General features: G+C 70.8%; 17 protein-coding genes and 1 riboswitch. Of the genes, 13 read left to right on the forward strand and 4 right to left on the reverse strand.

Annotation, left to right across the window (positions count from 1 at the left end; all coding sequences use genetic code 11):
* Positions 1-43: 43 nt before the first annotated feature.
* Complete coding sequence (gene bcp / locus ABEA26_RS22305) at positions 44-511, reverse strand: thioredoxin-dependent thiol peroxidase (protein ID WP_345594802.1); 468 nt, start codon at positions 509-511, stop codon at positions 44-46.
* Between the two features lie 92 nt (positions 512-603).
* Here bcp and ABEA26_RS22310 point away from each other — a divergent pair, with 92 nt between their 5' ends.
* From ABEA26_RS22310 to ABEA26_RS22320, 3 genes are all read left to right on the forward strand, one after another.
* Positions 604-936 carry a DUF3618 domain-containing protein gene (locus ABEA26_RS22310; protein WP_345594804.1) on the forward strand — a complete coding sequence of 111 codons (333 nt, stop codon included), beginning with the start codon at positions 604-606 and terminating at the stop codon, positions 934-936.
* Between the two features lie 77 nt (positions 937-1,013).
* Positions 1,014-1,316 (forward strand): GroES family chaperonin, encoded by a 303-nt coding sequence (locus ABEA26_RS22315; RefSeq protein WP_202550399.1) that lies wholly within the window; start codon positions 1,014-1,016, stop codon positions 1,314-1,316.
* An 82-nt stretch (positions 1,317-1,398) separates the two neighbouring features.
* Positions 1,399-1,463: riboswitch (guanidine-III (ykkC-III) riboswitch) on the forward strand.
* A 32-nt stretch (positions 1,464-1,495) separates the two neighbouring features.
* Positions 1,496-1,816, forward strand: coding sequence for a DMT family transporter (locus tag ABEA26_RS22320; RefSeq protein ID WP_345594806.1), 321 nt, complete (start codon positions 1,496-1,498; stop codon positions 1,814-1,816).
* 34 nt (positions 1,817-1,850) lie between these two features.
* Here ABEA26_RS22320 and ABEA26_RS22325 read toward each other — a convergent pair whose 3' ends face one another.
* Positions 1,851-4,199 carry a transglycosylase domain-containing protein gene (locus ABEA26_RS22325; RefSeq protein ID WP_345594808.1) on the reverse strand — a complete coding sequence of 783 codons (2,349 nt, stop codon included), beginning with the start codon at positions 4,197-4,199 and terminating at the stop codon, positions 1,851-1,853.
* Positions 4,200-4,430: 231 nt separating this feature from the next.
* On the opposite strand from ABEA26_RS22325, the gene ABEA26_RS22330 reads away from it, so the two are divergent.
* From ABEA26_RS22330 to ABEA26_RS22345, 4 genes are all read left to right on the forward strand, one after another.
* A complete protein-coding gene (locus ABEA26_RS22330; RefSeq protein WP_345594810.1) occupies positions 4,431-5,237 on the forward strand; it encodes an ABC transporter permease in 807 nt (268 codons plus the stop codon).
* Between the two features lie 37 nt (positions 5,238-5,274).
* Entirely contained in the window at positions 5,275-6,141 is an 867-nt protein-coding gene (locus ABEA26_RS22335; RefSeq protein ID WP_425587881.1) for an ABC transporter permease, read from the forward strand.
* A gap of 131 nt (positions 6,142-6,272) precedes the next feature.
* Complete coding sequence (locus ABEA26_RS22340; RefSeq protein ID WP_345594858.1) at positions 6,273-7,253, forward strand: ABC transporter ATP-binding protein; 981 nt, start codon at positions 6,273-6,275, stop codon at positions 7,251-7,253.
* Positions 7,254-7,285: 32 nt separating this feature from the next.
* On the forward strand, positions 7,286-8,122 hold the full coding sequence (locus ABEA26_RS22345; RefSeq protein ID WP_345594812.1) for a DUF1707 SHOCT-like domain-containing protein: 837 nt from the start codon (positions 7,286-7,288) through the stop codon (positions 8,120-8,122).
* Between the two features lie 149 nt (positions 8,123-8,271).
* On the opposite strand, the gene ABEA26_RS22350 is transcribed toward ABEA26_RS22345, so the two are convergent.
* Positions 8,272-9,636: an SGNH/GDSL hydrolase family protein gene (locus ABEA26_RS22350; protein ID WP_345594814.1), complete on the reverse strand. Its 1,365-nt coding sequence runs from the start codon at positions 9,634-9,636 to the stop codon at positions 8,272-8,274.
* Positions 9,637-9,834: 198 nt separating this feature from the next.
* Here ABEA26_RS22350 and ABEA26_RS22355 point away from each other — a divergent pair, with 198 nt between their 5' ends.
* The 3 genes from ABEA26_RS22355 (at position 9,835) to ABEA26_RS22365 (ending at position 13,508) form a co-directional block, all read left to right on the forward strand.
* Positions 9,835-11,313: a DUF445 domain-containing protein gene (locus tag ABEA26_RS22355; protein WP_425587880.1), complete on the forward strand. Its 1,479-nt coding sequence runs from the start codon at positions 9,835-9,837 to the stop codon at positions 11,311-11,313.
* A 129-nt stretch (positions 11,314-11,442) separates the two neighbouring features.
* A complete protein-coding gene (locus tag ABEA26_RS22360) occupies positions 11,443-12,993 on the forward strand; it encodes an MFS transporter (RefSeq protein ID WP_345594816.1) in 1,551 nt (516 codons plus the stop codon).
* 155 nt (positions 12,994-13,148) lie between these two features.
* Positions 13,149-13,508 carry a VOC family protein gene (locus ABEA26_RS22365; protein WP_345594818.1) on the forward strand — a complete coding sequence of 120 codons (360 nt, stop codon included), beginning with the start codon at positions 13,149-13,151 and terminating at the stop codon, positions 13,506-13,508.
* Between the two features lie 43 nt (positions 13,509-13,551).
* On the opposite strand, the gene ABEA26_RS22370 is transcribed toward ABEA26_RS22365, so the two are convergent.
* Positions 13,552-13,854, reverse strand: coding sequence for a hypothetical protein (locus tag ABEA26_RS22370; protein WP_345594820.1), 303 nt, complete (start codon positions 13,852-13,854; stop codon positions 13,552-13,554).
* Positions 13,855-14,067: 213 nt separating this feature from the next.
* On the opposite strand from ABEA26_RS22370, the gene ABEA26_RS22375 reads away from it, so the two are divergent.
* The 3 genes from ABEA26_RS22375 to ABEA26_RS22385 all read left to right on the forward strand — a co-directional run bounded on the left by ABEA26_RS22375 (position 14,068) and on the right by ABEA26_RS22385 (position 16,595).
* Positions 14,068-14,952 carry an alpha/beta fold hydrolase gene (locus ABEA26_RS22375; RefSeq protein ID WP_345594822.1) on the forward strand — a complete coding sequence of 295 codons (885 nt, stop codon included), beginning with the start codon at positions 14,068-14,070 and terminating at the stop codon, positions 14,950-14,952.
* Between the two features lie 182 nt (positions 14,953-15,134).
* Positions 15,135-15,605 carry a carboxymuconolactone decarboxylase family protein gene (locus ABEA26_RS22380; RefSeq protein ID WP_345594824.1) on the forward strand — a complete coding sequence of 157 codons (471 nt, stop codon included), beginning with the start codon at positions 15,135-15,137 and terminating at the stop codon, positions 15,603-15,605.
* Between the two features lie 171 nt (positions 15,606-15,776).
* A complete protein-coding gene (locus tag ABEA26_RS22385; protein ID WP_345594826.1) occupies positions 15,777-16,595 on the forward strand; it encodes an SAM-dependent methyltransferase in 819 nt (272 codons plus the stop codon).
* Positions 16,596-16,618: the final 23 nt, after the last annotated feature.

Genomic DNA, 16,618 nt, shown 5'->3' on the forward strand with positions numbered 1-16,618 from the left:
GGGGCCGTACCGGTAGTGCGGTACGGCCCCTGTGAGGACGGGCTCAGATGCCCAGGTCCTTGATGATCTTGGCTACGTGGCCCGTGGCGCGGACGTTGTAGAAGGCGTGTTCGACCTTGCCCTCCTCGTCCACCACGAACGTGGAGCGGATGACGCCCATGTAGGTCTTGCCGTAGTTCTTCTTCTCGCCGAAGGCCGCGTACGCGTCGAGGACCTTCTTGTCGGGGTCGGCCAGGAGTGTGACCTTCAGGGACTCGGCCTCGCGGAACTTGGCCAGCTTCTCCGGCTTGTCCGGCGAGATGCCGATGACGTCGTAGCCGGCGCCGGCCAGCAGCTCCAGGTTGTCCGTGAAGTCGCACGCCTGCTTCGTGCAGCCGGGGGTAAGGGCAGCAGGGTAGAAGTACACGATGACCTTGCGGCCCCGGTGGTCGGACAGGGACACCTCGTTGCCGTCGGCGTCCGGGAGGGTGAAGGCGGGGGCCGGGTCCCCGGGCTGGAGTCGCTCGCTCATCGATCCAGCCTAACCGGGGGTCCTGACAGTGCGGCGGGGCCAGTAGCTGACAGACTGTCCGGGACAGCTTCAGCGGATTTCGGAGGCGTACGGTGGCGGACACGTCGGACATCAGAACCCCGGCGCAGATCGAGGCGGACATCAAGCGCCGCCGCGAGGTGCTGGCCGAGACGCTCGACGAGATCGGGATGCGGGTGCACCCGAGCACGATCGTGGGCGATGCGAAGGCCAAGGTCGCTTCCAGCGTCGATCACACCCTCGGGCGGGCGTACGTCCAGGTCAATCGTGTGGTCAGCGATGTGAAGTCGCAGTTCGTGGACGAGCGGGGCGCGCCCCGGATGGAGCGGGTCGTGCCCGCCGCGCTCGTCGTCGTGGGGGTCGTGGGGCTGATCGCCCTGGGCGGTACCCGGCGGCGTGGGCGCTGAGCCGGGGCAGGTAGGTTCGTGGCGTGAGCGCCAAGAAGAACGAGCACAGCTCCCTGGACGACAAGCTGCCCATCCGGATGCTGCACGACCGTGTACTCGTGCGGCAGGACGCCGGTGAGGGCGAGCGGCGTTCCGGGGGCGGGATCCTGATCCCCGCCACGGCGGCGGTCGGCAAGCGGCTGGCCTGGGCCGAGGTCGTCGCGGTGGGGCAGAACGTACGGACCGTGGAGCCGGGTGACCGGGTGCTGTACGACCCGGAGGACCGTGCGGAGGTCGAGGTGCGGGGTACGGCGTACGTGCTCATGCGCGAGCGGGATCTGCATGCCGTGGCCGCGGACCGGTTCGAGGGGTCGGAGGATTCGACCGGGTTGTACCTGTAGGGACCTGTAGGGACCTGTAGCGCAGCGGCGGGAGTAGCCGTGGAAGGGGCTGGTGACCGTTGTCACCAGCCCTTTTGTGTCGGCTTTGCTATCTTGGGAAGCACCCGACGAGACGCGCCGTACCGGGCCAGGAAAAGACGACGCACCACCGTTCAGTTCGTTTCACGGAGGTGCCTGTCATGGCGTGGATTCTGTTGCTCGTCGCGGGTCTGCTCGAGGTCGGCTGGTCGATCGGGATGAAGTACACGGACGGGTTCACCCGTCTGGTGCCGAGCCTGTTCACCGGTGCGGGGATCGTCGCGAGCATGGTGCTGCTGTCGTACGCGGCCCGGACACTGCCCATCGGTACGGCCTACGGCGTGTGGGTGGGGATCGGCGCGGCCGGTGCGGCGGTGCTCGGCATGGTGGTGCTGGGGGAGCCGGTGACCGCCGCCCGGATCTTCTTCATCTGTCTGCTGCTGGTCGCCGTGGTGGGCCTGAAGGCGACCTCCGGGCACTGACCCGGGGACCTGAGCCGGGCGGTGATCCGGTGGGTCACTGGCGGCGGGGCGGGAAGGGGATGCCGGCGATCGTTCCGGTGTCCCCTTCCTCGCTGCCGTCGCCGTCCGGGTCGGTCCAGTCGCCTTCGTCGTCCTCGGTGGTGTCGTCGCCGTTCGCCGAGTCGTCTCCGCCGCCGGTGGGGCCCGGTTCGGAGGTGGCGCCGCCCGAGGTGGGGCCGCCGGCCGACGGGTCGCGGGTGTCGTCGCCGCCGGTGGAGCCGGGCGGGGTGCTGCCGTCGCCGGTCCGGCCGGGGGTGTCGGTGTCCGCGTCGCCGGTGGGGTCGTCGCTGCCGCTTTCGTCGCCCGTTCCGGGTTCGTCGGAGGCCGAGGCGGACGGGGATTCGGTGACGTTGGCGCCGCTCTGGATGCGGAGGCTGAAGTCGGTGACCGGTTCCCCCTCGAGGGCGTTGCGGGTGTACTGGCCCCAGATCTCGGCGGGTGCGCCGCCGCCGTTGATGCGGGGCAGGCCCATCGCGCCGTAGAGCGGCTTGTGGGCGGCGGTTTTCGGGTCCTGGCCCATCACGGCGACGACGGTGGAGAGTTCGGGGGTGTAGCCCGCGAACCAGGCGGCGGTGTCCTCCTCGGCGGTGCCGGTCTTGCCGGCGGCGGGGCGGCCTGCGGCGAGGGCGGCGGTGGCGGTGCCCTTCTGGACGACGCTGCGGAGTACGGAGGTGGTGGTGTCGGCGGCCTCGCGGCTGACGGCCTGCTCTTCGCGCCGCTGGGGCAGGTCGACTTCGTGCTTGCCGTCCTTGAGGACCTTCTCGAGGAGTGTGTACGTGCTGTGCTTGCCGTGGTTGGCGAGGGTGGCGTAGGCCTCGGCCATGTCGAGGGGGCTGGCGGTGGCCACGCCGAGGGCGATGGAGGGGGAGGGGGTCAGTTCGGGTGTGTTGGGGGAGAGGCCGAGGTCGATCGCGGTCTGCATGACCTTGTCGGAGCCGACGTCGACGGCCATCTGGGCGTACACGGCGTTGATGGACTTGTCGGTGGCCTCGCTGACGGTGACGTCGCCGTAGTCGCGGTGGTCCTCGTTCTCGGGGGCGTAGCGGCCGCCGCTCCAGCCCTGGACGGGGCGTTCGCTGGTGCCGTCGTAGACGGTGCCCGGTTTGATGAGGCGGCCGTCCTGTGTCCTGGAGCGGTTGGCGACGGCGGAGGCGAAGACGAAGGGCTTGAAGGCGGAGCCGACCTGGAAGTCGCGGCGGGTGGCGTTGGGTGTGTACTGCTTGACGTAGTCGATGCCGTTGTACATCGCGACGACCTTGCCGGTCCTGGTGTCGACGGAGGCGCCGCCCGCGCGGACGTAGGTGTCGACCTTGCGTTCCTTCTTGTCCAGTTTGGACATCAGTTTGTCGTCGACGGCCTTGACGAAGGCGTCCTGCTTGCCCTTCTGCAGGGTGGTGGTGATGCGGTAGCCGCCGCGGTCGAGTTCCTCCTCGGAGACGATGTCGTTCTGGACGAGGTGGTTCTTGACGATGTTGACGATGTAGCCGCGCTGTCCGGACATGCTGGTGGAGACGGTGGTCTGCCTGGGCGTCGGGAACTTGGCCGCGGCGCGTTCGGTCTCGGTGAGCCAGCCCTGGTCGGCCATGCCGTCCAGGACGTAGTTCCAGCGGGACTCGGCGGCGGGTTTGTTCTCGGGGTGGGCGACGACGTCGTACTGGCTGGGTGCGTTGAGCAGGGAGGCGAGGTAGGCGCCCTGGGCGGCGGTGAGGTCCTTGGCGTCGACGCCGTAGTAGGCGTGGGCGGCGGCCTGGATGCCGTATGCGCCGCGGCCGAAGAAGCTGGTGTTGAGGTAGCCCTCGAGGATCTCGCTCTTGCTCTTCTCGCGGTCGAGCTTGATCGAGATGAAGAACTCCTTCACCTTGCGGGTGATGGTCTGGTCCTGGGCCAGGTAGTAGTTCTTGACGTACTGCTGGGTGATCGTGGAGCCGGACTGTTTGCCCTTGCCGGTGGCGGTGTTCCAGCCGGCGCGGATCATCGCCATGGGGTCGATGGCGGATTCGGTGTAGAAGTCGCGGTCCTCGGCGGCCAGGACGGCGTGCTGGGCGTCCTTGGAGATGCGGGCGAGGGTGACGCTCTCCCGGTTGACCTCGCCGTCACGGGCGATGACGCCGCCGTCGGCGTACAGGTAGACGTTGCTCTCCTTGGTGGCGAGCGCGTTGGCGGCCGGGATGTGTACCAGGGAGTAGCCGAGGAAGAAGCCGCCGACCAGCAGCAGGACGCCGATGACGCAGGTGCCCAGCACGATGCGCCAGGTGGGGATCAGCCGGCGCCATCCGGTCCGCTTGGGCCGCTTCGCCTTCTTCGCCTTCTTCGCCTTCTTCGCCTTGTTCGGCTGGTCGCTCATCTCGTGCCCGGACTCCTGTTTCGCGTCGTACGGTCTGGTCCCGTACGGCCTTGTACGCTTCTGCGCCCTCTGTGCCCTCTGTGCCCTTCTGTGTCCTCTGTGCCCTTCGAAGAAGACTCTCGCATCGGGAGTTCCGTTCCCGCTCGTCGGCACACCTGTGAAATTGCGTGGCACGGGTGGTCGCCGTCGCACTAGGCTCCTGCGCTTTGGTGTCGGGCGGAGGAGGGGGTTGTGGGCGCTGGCTCGGGGCGGTTGTACGTTGCCGTGGCGGCGGGGGGATTCAGACGGTACGCGACGTATCGGGCGGCCACCGCCGCCGGGGTTTTCACCAACACGGTCTTCGGATTGATCCTGGTTTACACCTATTTGGCCCTGTGGGACGAGAAACCGCAGCTCGGGGGCTACGACCAGGCGCAGGCCGTCACGTTCGTGTGGCTGGGGCAGGCCTTGCTGGCGGCGCTGGCGATCGGGGGCGGCGGGTTCGAGGACGAGTTGATGGAACGCATCCGTACGGGTGACATCGCCGTCGATCTGTACCGGCCGGCGGATCTCCAGCTGTGGTGGCTGGCGGCGGATGTGGGGCGGGCGCTGTTCCAGTTGCTGGGGCGCGGGGTGGTGCCGTTCGTGTTCGGGTCGCTGGTCTTCCCGGTGGCGTTGCCGCGTGAGGTGTCCACATGGGCGGCGTTCCTGGTGGCGGTGGTGCTGGCGGCGGTGGTGAGTTTCGCGCTGCGCTATCTGGTGGCGCTCTCGGCGTTCTGGCTGATGGACGGTTCGGGGGTGACGCAGATGGCGTGGCTCGCGGGGATGTTCTGCTCGGGGATGCTGCTGCCGCTGAACGTGTTCCCGGGCGCGCTCGGCGAGGTCGTGCGGGCGCTGCCGTGGTCGTCGCTGCTGCAGGCGCCGGCGGACGTCCTGCTGGGGGAGGCGGACGCGCTGGGGACGTTCGTCTTCCAGGCTTCCTGGGCGGTGGCGCTGCTGGCGGTGGGGCGGCTGGTTCAGTCGGCGGCGACGCGACGGGTGGTGGTGCAGGGTGGCTGAGACCGGCAGGGCGGCCGAGAGGACCGGGACGGCCGGGGTGACGGCCGCCGGGGCGACGAAGGCGGCCTGGGTGGCCGAGCGGGTGGAGCCTCGTGGCCGGGTCGCCGAGGGGGTGCGTGCGTACGGGCTGATCGTCGGGATGTGGATCCGGTCGACGATGGCGTACCGGACGTCGTTCGTGCTGACGACGTTCGGGAACTTCGCGATGACCGCGCTGGATTTCGTGGCGATCCTGCTGATGTTCTCCCGGGTCGACGCGCTGGGCGGCTATTCGCTGGCCGAGGTGGCGTTCCTGTACGGGCTGTCCGGTGTGGCCTTCGGGCTGGCGGACCTGGCGATCGGCTCGATGGATCGGCTGGGCCGCCGGGTGCGGGACGGCACGCTGGACACGCTGCTGGTGCGTCCGGCGCCGGTACTGGCACAGGTGGCGGCGGACCGGTTCGGGCTGCGTCGGCTCGGGCGGGTGACGCAGGGGTTGCTGGTGCTGGGGTACGCGCTGGTGGTCCTCGACATCGACTGGTCGGCGGCGAAGCTGCTGCTGATGCCGGTGGCGCTGCTCAGCGGGGCGGGGATCTTCTGCGCGGTGTTCGTGGCGGCGGGGGCCTTCCAGTTCGTGGCGCAGGACGCCTCGGAGGTGGCCAACGCGTTCACCTACGGCGGCACGACGATGTTGCAGTATCCGCCGACGGTGTTCGCGCTGGACCTGGTGCGGGGGGTGACGTTCGTGGTGCCGCTGGCCTTCGTCAACTGGTTGCCGGCGAGCTATGTGCTGGGGCGGCCGTATCCGCTGGACCTGCCCGAGTGGGTGGCGTTCACGCCGCCGCTCGCGGCCGTGGCCTGCTGCGCGCTGGCGGGGCTGGCCTGGCGGGCGGGGCTTCGTTCGTATCGGAGCACGGGGAGTTGAGGGAGCTGAGGGAGTCGAAGGAGTCGAAGGAGCTGAGGGAGGTGAGGGAGTCGAAGGAGTGGGGAGAGTCGGCGGAGTTGAGGGAGTCGCGGGTGTCGGGTGCGTCGGGGACTCCGGCCGGGGAGGGTGTCGTGGGGGTCCCGGCCGGCGCGGGGTTCATCGAGTTGGACGGTGTGGAGAAGGTCTTCGACGTGCGGAAGAAGACCGGTTTCCTGAAGCGGGAGCGGCGGCGGGTACGGGCGGTGGACGGCCTGTCGTTCACCGTGGCGCGCGGTGAGATGGTCGGTTACATCGGGCCGAACGGCGCCGGGAAGTCGACGACGATCAAGATGCTGACCGGCATTCTGACGCCGAGCGGGGGCCGGTTGCGGGTGGCCGGGATCGATCCCGCGCGGGAGCGGATCCGGCTGGCGCACCGCATGGGGGTGGTGTTCGGGCAGCGGACGACGCTGTGGTGGGACCTGCCGCTGATCGATTCCTACCGGCTGATGCACCGCATGTACCGCATCCCGGACGCACGCTATCGGGAGAACCTGGACCGCTGCGTGGAACTCCTCCAGTTGCGGGAGCTGTTGGACGTGCCGGTGCGGCAGCTGTCGCTGGGGCAGCGGATGCGCGGCGACATCGCGGCGGCGCTGCTGCACGACCCGGAGGTGCTGTACCTCGACGAGCCGACGATCGGCCTGGACGTGGTGTCGAAGGCCAAGGTGCGGGGATTCCTGCGCGACCTGAACGCGGAGAGCGGCACCACGGTGCTGCTGACCACGCACGACCTCCAGGACATCGAGCAGCTCTGCTCCCGGGTGATGGTGATCGACCACGGGCGGCTGATGTACGACGGTGCGCTGGAGGGGCTGCACGAGGCGGGGGAGAGCGAGCGGACACTGGTGGTGGACCTGGAGCGGGAGTTGCCGCCGATCGACGCGCCGGCGCCCGCCCGGGTGGTGCGGGTGGAGGGGCCGCGGCAGTGGCTGGCGTTCCCGGCGTCGGCGTCGGCGGCGGGGCTGGTGGCACGGATCGCGGCGGAGTATCCGCTGGTGGACCTGTCGGTGCGGGAGCCGGACATCGAGTCGGTGATCGCCAAGATGTACGCGGAACGCGCGGGCGCGTAGTGCCCGGCGCGGTGACCTCGTAGGCTGATCGCATGACCGACGACGCCCCGGAACTCCGCGCATCCGACGCCGACCGCGAACGAGTCGCCGAGGTCCTGCGGGACGCCCTCGCGGAGGGGCGTCTGGACATGGCCGAGTTCCAGGAGCGGCTGGACACCACGTACAGCGCGCGGACGTACGGGGAGCTGGCGCCGATCACCCAGGACCTGCCGGTCGGCGGGGCGGCCGTGGCGCCCCGGGTGTCGATGACCAAGGAGCCCGAGGGGAGCGCGGACTGGGCGGGCCGGATCACCGGCGGCGAGGGGTCGTCGTCGTGGGCGGTCGCCGTGATGTCCGGGTTCCAGCGCAAGGGGCGCTGGACGGTGCCGAGGCGGTTCAACTCGGTCGCGTTCTGGGGCGGCGGGGACATCGACCTGCGTGAGGCGAACTTCGCCGACCGCGAGGTCGTGATCAACTGCGTGGCGATCATGGGCGGGATGAACGTGATCGTGCCGCCGGGTGTCGAGGTGATCGTGCGCGGCGTCGGCGTCATGGGCGGCTTCGACCACCGCGAGGAGGGCGTCCCCGGGGATCCGGGCGGGCCGCGTGTCATCGTGACGGGCTTCGCCCTGTGGGGCGGGGTCGGTGTGGAACGCAAGCTGACGCGGGCGGAGCGGCAGCGGCAGAAGGAGGAGCGCCGGCAGGAGAAGCTGGAGCGCCGGGCCGCGCGGAAGGGGCTGCACTCCTCGTTCCGGGAGGAAGTGGAGGGGGCCCACGACCGGATGCTGGAGGAGCACCGGGACATGCTCCGCGAGCACCGCGACGAACGCCGTGACCAGCGCGAGCTGCGCCGCGAGGAGCGGGACCGCCGCAGGCGGGGCGAGGACTGAGCGGGGCGCCGCCGGGCGCGGGAGCGGGCCGTACGGGCGACATGACGGCGGGCGTGTCAGTGGCGTGTGGCACTGTGACGCCATCCTTCCCAACCAGTGCTGCCGCTCCGAGAGTCGGCGGCCGTCCGTACGTCCGGGCCCGTTCCGGTTCAGAGCTGGATCGGTGCCGCGCCCTTCAGGTCGTCCAGGTCGATGAGCCGGCCCATCCGCTCGTACCCCTTGTCGCTGGGGTGCAGGTGGTCGCCGCTGTCGTAGTCGGAGCGCAGCCGGCGCGGGTCGTAGGGGTCGCGCAGGGCCTTGTCGAAGTCGACGACCGCGTCGAACACCCGGCCCGAGCGGATCTCCTCGTTGATCTCCTGCCGCATCGTCTCGCGGGCCTTGGTGTAACCGCCGTAGCCGCCGAACGGCATGATCGTCGCGCCGACGGTCTTCAGCCCGCGGGCGTGGGCCCGGTCGACCAGTGTGCGCAGGCCGTCGAGGATGCCGTCCCGGTCGGCGAGTTCCGGACTGTGCAGGATGTCGTTGACGCCGAGGACGATGACGACGACCTTGACGTTGGCGCGTTCCAGTACGTCACGCTCGAAGCGGCTCAGTGCGCTGGGGTTGTCTGCGGGCCGGCCCGAGCGGCCGGTCAGGACGCGGTTGCCGCTGATGCCCTGGTTGACGACGCTGTAGCGCGGGGTGTCCCGCCCGGCCTCGGCCGCGTCGTGCAGGCGCTCGGCGAGGACGTCGGTCCAGCGGTTGTTGGCGTCCACATCGGCGCCGAAACCGTCGGTGATCGAGTCGCCGAGGGCGACGACGGTGCCGTCGGCCTCGTGGCTCAGCACGTCCAGCGCGGTCAGGTAGCGCCAGTACCGGGTCTCGGTCGTGTACGCGACGGCGGTGACGTCCGCGGTGCGCTCACCGTCGGCGATGTAGCTGGTCTGCTGCGCGTACGGGTGGTGGGTGACCGGTCCGGACGGCACGGGGGAGTACGTGGTGACCAGGACGTCCGCGCCGTACGGGACGGTGATGCGGGCGATGTCGCTCGTCACCTGGCCGCCCGCCGGGATGACGACCCGGGGGGCGCCGCCGAAGGTGAGCCGGCGCATGGTGTCGGCGAGCGCGGCGGCGGTGCCGGGGCCGTTGGCCAGGGCGATGGTGGCGTGCGTGACGGTCAGCGGGGACTGTCCGTAGAGGTTGGACAGGGTGATCCGCGCGCTGGTGCCGCCGATGCCGGCGTGTACGACGTTGCGTACCGAGCGGCCCGCCATGCCGGTCGCCACGGTGCCCGGTTCGGCCGCCGCCGGGGAGGTGGACCAGGCGCCGACCCAGGTGCCGGTGGAGGCCGGAGCGGCGTCGCCGCGCGGGAAACGTCCGCCGGCGAGCGGTGTGCGGTCCTTGGTGCCGTCGTCGGCGGACACTCCGGCGTATATGGCCGTGGAGATCGCCACTATCAGGGTGACGATCGCGGCGAGCAGGGCACGGTGTTTGGTGGGGGGCGGTCCTGAACCGCCGTCACGTCCCCGGGTCATGCTGTGTTGTTCTCCTCGGGCGAGGGGAGCCCGAAGCTCCGGTCCGATGAACCCATGATGCGTCATGGGCCGGGGAAAGGCCTCAGGACCCGCCCGGGCGTTCCCCTACCGGACAGACGCCGGGAACTTGTGTTCCGTTCCAGGAGTCGGTCAGGAAGGGACAATGTGTGCGGGACGGATCAGCGAACGGTGGAGTGCATGGAACGCGCGAAAGCGGAACTTCCTGATGGTTCCGGAGGCACCGGGCGGGACGCCGGGGCGGGCACGGGAGGTGCCGGGGGATCCGCCGAGAGGGACGGGCGGGCCGCCCGGGACTCCGGCCCCGGCACGGACGCTGCCACGGGCACGGACGTCGCCTCCGGTACGGGCGCGGCTCGCGGCACGGGCGACGCCGGCGCCGTGCGCGACCGCGCGATGACGGCCTTCAGCCCCGCCGACGAGGTCAAGCGCCGCGGCGTGCGCCGCATGAAGCTCACCGCCACCGGCCTGCTGCTGTTCGTCGCCGTGGTCTACGTCCTGACCGAGTGGGCCTCCCACCGGGGCGCGGGCGCCTGGGCGGGCTATGTGTCGGCCGCCGCCGAGGCCGGCATGGTCGGCGCGCTCGCCGACTGGTTCGCGGTCACCGCCCTCTTCCGCCACCCGCTCGGCATCCCCATCCCGCACACCGCGATCATCCCGAAGAAGAAGGACCAGCTGGGTGTGTCGCTGGGCGAGTTCGTCGGCGAGAACTTCCTCTCCGAGGACGTCGTACGCGGGCGGCTGCGCGCCGTCGGTATCGGCAGCCGGCTCGGTGCCTGGCTCGCCGTGCCGGAACACGCCGACCGGGTGACGGCCGAGTTGTCCGCCGCACTGCGCGGCGCCCTCACCGTGCTGCGCGACTCCGACGTGCAGGCGGTGGTGGGGGAGGCGATCACCCGGCGGGCCGACGCCCAGGAGATCGCCCCCGGTATCGGCAAGCTGCTGGACCGGATCGTCGCCGACGGCGGACACCGGCGGGCCGTCGACCTGATCGTCTCCCGCGCCCACGACTGGCTGGTCCTGCACGGCGACTCCGTGATGGACGCCGTACAGGGCGGGGCACCCGGATGGACGCCCCGGTTCGTGGACAAGAAGATCGGCGACCGTGTCTACAAGGAGCTGCTGCGCTTCGTCACCGAGATGCGCGACATGCCGGCCCATCCGGCGCGCGGCGCCCTCGACCGCTTCCTCACCGACTTCGCCTCCGACCTCCAGTCCGACACGGAGACCCGTGCGCGGGTGGAGCGGCTGAAGACCGAGGTGCTGGGCCGCGGCGAGGTCCAGGACCTGATCGCGTCCGCCTGGACGGCCGTACGCTCCATGATCGTCTCGGCGGCGGAGGACGAGCGCAGCGAACTGCGCATGCGGGTGCGGGCCTCGCTGCTGTCGCTGGGCGCGCGGATGGCCTCCGACGCCAAGGTGCAGGGCAAGGTCGACTCGTGGGTCGAGGGCGCCGCGGTGTACGTGGTCACCACCTACCGCGGGGAGATCACCTCCCTGATCACCGACACGGTGGCGGGCTGGGACGCCGAGCACACCACGAAGAAGATCGAGGCGAACATCGGCCGGGACCTCCAGTTCATCCGGATCAACGGCACGGTGGTCGGCTCGCTGGCCGGGCTGCTGATCTACACGGTCTCCCGCATGCTGGGGGCGTAGGGCTCCGCGGCCGAGGGCGCGGGCGGGCCCTGCGGCCTCCCGGTGCGGCGGCGGGCCCTCCCGGCGCGGTGGGCGTGTCCCTTCCGGTGCAGGGCACACGGGAGGCGTTCGCTCGACGGAGAGGGAGCCATGACAGCGGAATCGTCGTCGCCGGGCTCGACGCCCGCCGCCATCGGCACCGTCACCACGGCCGTCCCGGCCCGACTGGACAGGCTGCCCTGGTCGCGATGGCACTGGATGATCGTGATCGGGTTGGGCACCGTCTGGATCCTGGACGGCCTGGAAGTCACGATCGTCGGCAACGTGGCGGGCCGTATCGCCGAGGAAGGCAGCGGCCTGGACATCAGTTCGGCGCAGATCACCGGTATGGCCGCCGCCCTGTACGTGGCGGGCGCCTGCTCCGGGGCCCTGTTCTTCGGCTGGCTGACCGACCGTTACGGCCGCAAGAAGCTGTTCATGGTGACGCTGGTCGTCTATCTGGCGGCGACGGCGCTGACCGCGCTCTCCTTCGAGACCTGGTGGTTCTTCCTCTTCCGCTTCCTCACCGGCTTCGGCATCGGCGGCGAGTACGCGGCGATCAACTCCGCGATCGACGAGCTGATCCCGTCCCGGTACCGGGGCCGGGTCGACCTCATCATCAACGGCAGCTACTGGCTCGGCGCGATCGGCGGCGCGCTGCTGTCCATCGTGATGCTGGACACCGACATCTTCCCCAAGGACCTCGGCTGGCGGCTCAGCTTCGGCCTGGGTGTGGTCCTGGGCCTGGTCATCCTGCTCGTGCGCCGGCACGTCCCGGAGAGCCCACGCTGGCAGTTCATCCACGGCCAGGGAGAGAAGGCCGACGCCCTCGTGTCGTCCGCCGAACGGGAGATCGAGAAGGAGAAGGGCGAGAAGCTGCCGCCACCGGCCGGTGAGATCACCATCCACCAGCGCAAGAGCATCGGCTTCGGCCTGATCGCCAAAACCGTCTTCCGCGGCTACCCGCGCCGCGCGGTCCTCGGCCTGTCCCTCTTCGTCGGCCAGGCCTTCCTCTACAACGCCATCACCTTCGGCTTCGGCACCATCCTCATCACGTTCTTCGACGTGCCGACCGGCAGCACCGGCTACTACTTCGCCGTCATCGCCGCCGGCAACTTCTGCGGCCCGCTGCTCCTCGGCCCGCTCTTCGACACGGTCGGCCGCCGAATCATGATCTCCAGCACGTATCTGCTCTCCGGCATCCTGCTCTTCGGCACGGCGTACCTCTTCGACCGGGGGTCGCTGACGGCCACGACGATGACGGTCTGCTGGTGCGTGGTGCTGTTCTTCGCGTCGGCGGGCGCCTCCAGCGCGTACCTGACGGTCTCCGAGATCTTCCCCATGGAGACCCGCGCCATGGCCATCGCCTTCTTCTACGCCATCGGTACCGCCGCCGGCGGCATCAGCGGTCCGCTGCTCTTCGCCAACCTCACCGAGTCCGGCGTGGTCGGCGACACGGTCCTGGCCTTCCAGATCGGCGCCGGGCTGATGTGCGCGGCCGGCCTGGTGGCGGCGTTCCTGGCGGTGAAGGCGGAACGCCGCTCGCTGGAGGACATCGCGGAGCCGCTGTCGGTGGTGCACGGGGGCTCGGCGGGACCGGCGGACCCGGCGGGACCGGCGGACCCGGCGGGAACGCCGGGAACCGGCACGACGGGAGCGTAGCGTCGGTCCGTGCCGCCGGTGCCGCCGGTACCGGCGAGCACCGCCCGTTCCGCCGAGCACCGCCCGTTCCGCCGAGCACCGCCTGTACCGCCGAGCACCGTCCGTGCCGTCCGAACGCCCCGCCGCCGGACCGGCCGACCGTGAGGAGCCGCCCGATGACCATCCGCCGGATCGTCCCCAACATCCAGGTCGAGCACGAGGAGGGGCTGCGCGGCAGCCGTGACTTCTACGGCCTGCTGGGCTTCGAGGAGGTGATGGACATGGGCTGGGTGACGACCCTGGCCTCCCCGTCGAACCCCACCGCCCAGATCAGTCTCTTCACCGAGGAACGCACCGCGCCCGTCGCCCCCGACCTGAGCGTGGAGGTCGAGGACGTCGACGCGGTGTACGCGCAGGTCGCCGTGTCGGGCGCGGAGATCGTACGGGAGCCGCGGGACGAGGAGTGGGGCGTACGGCGCTTCTTCGTACGGGATCCGAACGGGCGGGTGGTGAACGTACTGACGCACCTGACCTGAGCCGGCCCGGACGGGAGCTCGCCCCTCCCGCCGGCCCCGCCGGTCAGCCCCGCCGGTCGGCGACCGCCCACGAGGCCAGTGCCACGGCACCGGCGACACCGAGGACGGCCGGCCAGGCGCCCACCTTCTTGGCCAGCGGGTGGGACCCGGCGAAGCCGGCGACGTACGCGGCCGTCAGCGCTCCGGCGGCCCTCCCGCCGGCCCGTTCCCGCCACTGCTGTGCGGCAGCGGCTCCGGCGACGGCGAGTACGACCCCGCCGAGCTGCCGCTTCCTCGTCCACCGGGCCACGCCGTACCCGCCGACGAGACCACCCGCGGCGACCACCGCGCCGGGAACCTTCGCCATCTCCGCCTCCTGCTGTGCCGACTGCTGGAACCGAACCTAAACCTCGCCGGGCGCCCCGCACGCGCCGGGGTGGCCGCCGGTCCGCCGTACGCCGGCGACGACGCGCCCCCTCGGCCGAACACCGTGCCCCGGGCGCGTCACTTCCGGGCGCCCGCCGAGTTATGGGGGAAGGGGAGTAGGGGGAGTACGACGGATCGAGGGAGCGAGCAGCCGATGAGTACGCAGAGCCCCGGCACGGACGGGCCCCGCGCCCGGTCGGTCACGGTGGACGGCGGTGCCCGCGTGGCCTGCTGGGAGTCGGGACCCCCCGATGCCGAGCCGGTCCTCCTCCTGCACGGCTACCCCGCCAACCACCACTGCTGGCGCCACCAGATCCCGCCCCTGTCACTCCAGTACCGGGTCATCGCCCCGGACCTCCTCGGCTGGGGCGAGTCCGACCGCCCCCTGCACCTGCGCTTCGACTACGACACCGAGGTCGCCCGGCTCGGCCGGCTGCTGGACGCGCTGGCGCTTGGGCCGGTGAACCTGGTCGGCCACGACTACGGCGGCTTCCTCTCCCTCGGCTTCACCGAGACCCACCCCGGGCGCGTACGCCGACTGGCGGTCCTCAACAGCCGCGCGCACGCTTCCTTCGCCCGCCCCTGGTACGCAGTCTTCAGCCTGATAAGCCTCGCCGGGCGAACGCCCGTACTGCGACCGGTCGCGATGCGCCTGCCCTACGCCGCCCTCCACCGCCGGGCCTTCGCGCCGCTGGTCCGCGCGGGCCACCTCGACCCCGGCGTCCTGGAAGGCTACGTCGACTGGATGGACACGCCGGAGGGCCGCCGCCGGCTCCTCCACTTCTTCGCCGACTACCGCACCCCGCCCCGCCCCGAACTGCTCCGAGGCCTCCCCGGCATCTCCTGCCCGACGTCGGTCGTCTGGGGCCGCGAGGACGAGTACCTGCGCCCCACGATCGCGACCGAGCTGGCCCGGGCGGTCCCGGGGGCCGAACTGACGATGCTGGACGACACCGGCCACTGGGTGATGGACGAACGTCCGGCCGAGGTGACGGCGGCCCTGCGCCGGCTGCTGGCACGAGCCACCCCGAACGACTGAGACGCGGGTCGGGCCACTCCCTTCTCGGACGTGTCACATCCCGCACCCCGCGCTTCGTCGTAGCTGTGTACGCCCAAGGACGCGGACGACCGACGACCGCGTCCGACGCTCAACTCGACGCCCGAGCCCGGGGACCCGACTCGGTGACCGAGCCCGATGCCCGACGACCGGAGGAAATCATCATGGAAGCCCGTCTCGACATGTTCGCCGGCCCGCTCGCCGGCAAGTTCCTGCGGCACATCAACTCGGCGGCCAAAACCCTGGAGTCGTCGCTGCCGGCCACGACCCAGGAGCTGGTGAAGATCCGCGCCAGCCAGATCAACGGCTGCGGCTTCTGCCTCGACATGCACACCAAGGACGCCGAGAAGGCGGGCGAGACCGCTCTGCGCCTGAACCTCATCGCGGCGTGGCGGGAGGCCGAGGTCTTCACCGACGCCGAACGCGCCGCCCTGGAACTGACCGAGCAGGGCACCCGCATCGCCGACGGCTCGGGCGGCGTCTCCGACGAGGCCTGGGCGAACGCGGCCGAGCACTACGACGAGGACCAGCTCACCGCGCTGGTCGGCCTGATCGCCCTGATCAACATGTACAACCGCTTGAACGTCATCGTCCGCCGGCCGGCGGGCGACTACGTGCCGGGCATGTTCGGCTGAGACCGACCCATCGGTCCCCACGACGGACGGCTCGCCTCCGAAGACCCGGGCGAGCCGTCAGGTCGTCCCACCCTCAACTGTCCACCGCTCCACCACTTTTCACGCCGCCTGAGCAGCGGCGGCACTAGGTTGGGTTCCGATCACCCGAGCCAACCTCCAGGAGACCCTGCCGTGTCGGACACCAACTCCCAGGTCGCTGCCGGCGCGGAGATACGGGCCCGGATCGACACCACCACACCGCACTCGGCCCGCTTCTGGAACTACTTCGTCGGTGGCAAGGACAACTACGAGGTCGACCGGGAGATCGGGGAGCAGATCAAGGAGATCTTCCCCGGGCTCGTCGACGTGGCGCACACCAGCCGGCTCTTCCTGGGGCGCGCCGTCCGCCATCTGATCCAGGAGCAGGGCATCCGGCAGTTCCTGGACATCGGCACGGGCCTCCCCACCGCCGACAACACCCACGAAGTGGCCCAGCGCGCGGCCCCCGACGCCCGGATCGTGTACGTCGACAACGACCCGATCGTGCTGACCCATGCGGGCGCGCTGCTCACCAGCACCCCCGAGGGCCGGACCGCCTACCTGGACGTCGACCTCCACGCGCCCGAAGCCGTCCTGGAGGCCGCCGCCGGCACCCTCGACTTCTCCCGGCCGATCGCCCTGATCATCCTCAACACCCTCGGTCACGTCGCCGACTACGACGAGGCACGCCACGTGGTACGGCAGCTGATGGCGGGCCTTCCGTCGGGCAGCTACCTGGTGATCAGCGACAGCACCGCGACGAGCGAGGGCATGATCGCCGCCTCGAACGCCTACAACGCCAGCGGCGCGACGCCGTACCACGTGCGCGAGGTCGAGGAGATCGCCGGCTTCTTCGAAGGGCTGGAGCTGGTCGCCCCCGGCATCGCCCGGGTCCCGTCCTGGCGTCCGGACCCGGACGCCCCGAGCACCGCCGCCGTCGACGCCTACTGCGGGGTGGCGCGCAAGCCGTGACGCCGACGCCTCCGCCCGTCCTC

This window comes from Streptomyces marokkonensis (genome assembly GCF_039539045.1).
GTDB classification, from domain to species: Bacteria; Actinomycetota; Actinomycetes; order Streptomycetales; family Streptomycetaceae; genus Streptomyces; species Streptomyces marokkonensis.

Coding starts and splice junctions, on each gene's coding strand:
- ABEA26_RS22350 (WP_345594814.1), bottom strand. CDS start 9,636: ATGACCCGGGGACGTGACGGCGGTTCAGGACCGCCCCCCACCAAACAC.
- ABEA26_RS22345 (WP_345594812.1), top strand. CDS start 7,286: ATGACCGACGACGCCCCGGAACTCCGCGCATCCGACGCCGACCGCGAA.
- ABEA26_RS22365 (WP_345594818.1), top strand. CDS start 13,149: ATGACCATCCGCCGGATCGTCCCCAACATCCAGGTCGAGCACGAGGAG.
- ABEA26_RS22320 (WP_345594806.1), top strand. CDS start 1,496: ATGGCGTGGATTCTGTTGCTCGTCGCGGGTCTGCTCGAGGTCGGCTGG.
- bcp (WP_345594802.1), bottom strand. CDS start 511: ATGAGCGAGCGACTCCAGCCCGGGGACCCGGCCCCCGCCTTCACCCTC.
- ABEA26_RS22360 (WP_345594816.1), top strand. CDS start 11,443: ATGACAGCGGAATCGTCGTCGCCGGGCTCGACGCCCGCCGCCATCGGC.
- ABEA26_RS22380 (WP_345594824.1), top strand. CDS start 15,135: ATGGAAGCCCGTCTCGACATGTTCGCCGGCCCGCTCGCCGGCAAGTTC.
- ABEA26_RS22370 (WP_345594820.1), bottom strand. CDS start 13,854: ATGGCGAAGGTTCCCGGCGCGGTGGTCGCCGCGGGTGGTCTCGTCGGC.
- ABEA26_RS22325 (WP_345594808.1), bottom strand. CDS start 4,199: ATGAGCGACCAGCCGAACAAGGCGAAGAAGGCGAAGAAGGCGAAGAAG.
- ABEA26_RS22315 (WP_202550399.1), top strand. CDS start 1,014: ATGCTGCACGACCGTGTACTCGTGCGGCAGGACGCCGGTGAGGGCGAG.
- ABEA26_RS22355 (WP_425587880.1), top strand. CDS start 9,835: ATGGAACGCGCGAAAGCGGAACTTCCTGATGGTTCCGGAGGCACCGGG.
- ABEA26_RS22375 (WP_345594822.1), top strand. CDS start 14,068: ATGAGTACGCAGAGCCCCGGCACGGACGGGCCCCGCGCCCGGTCGGTC.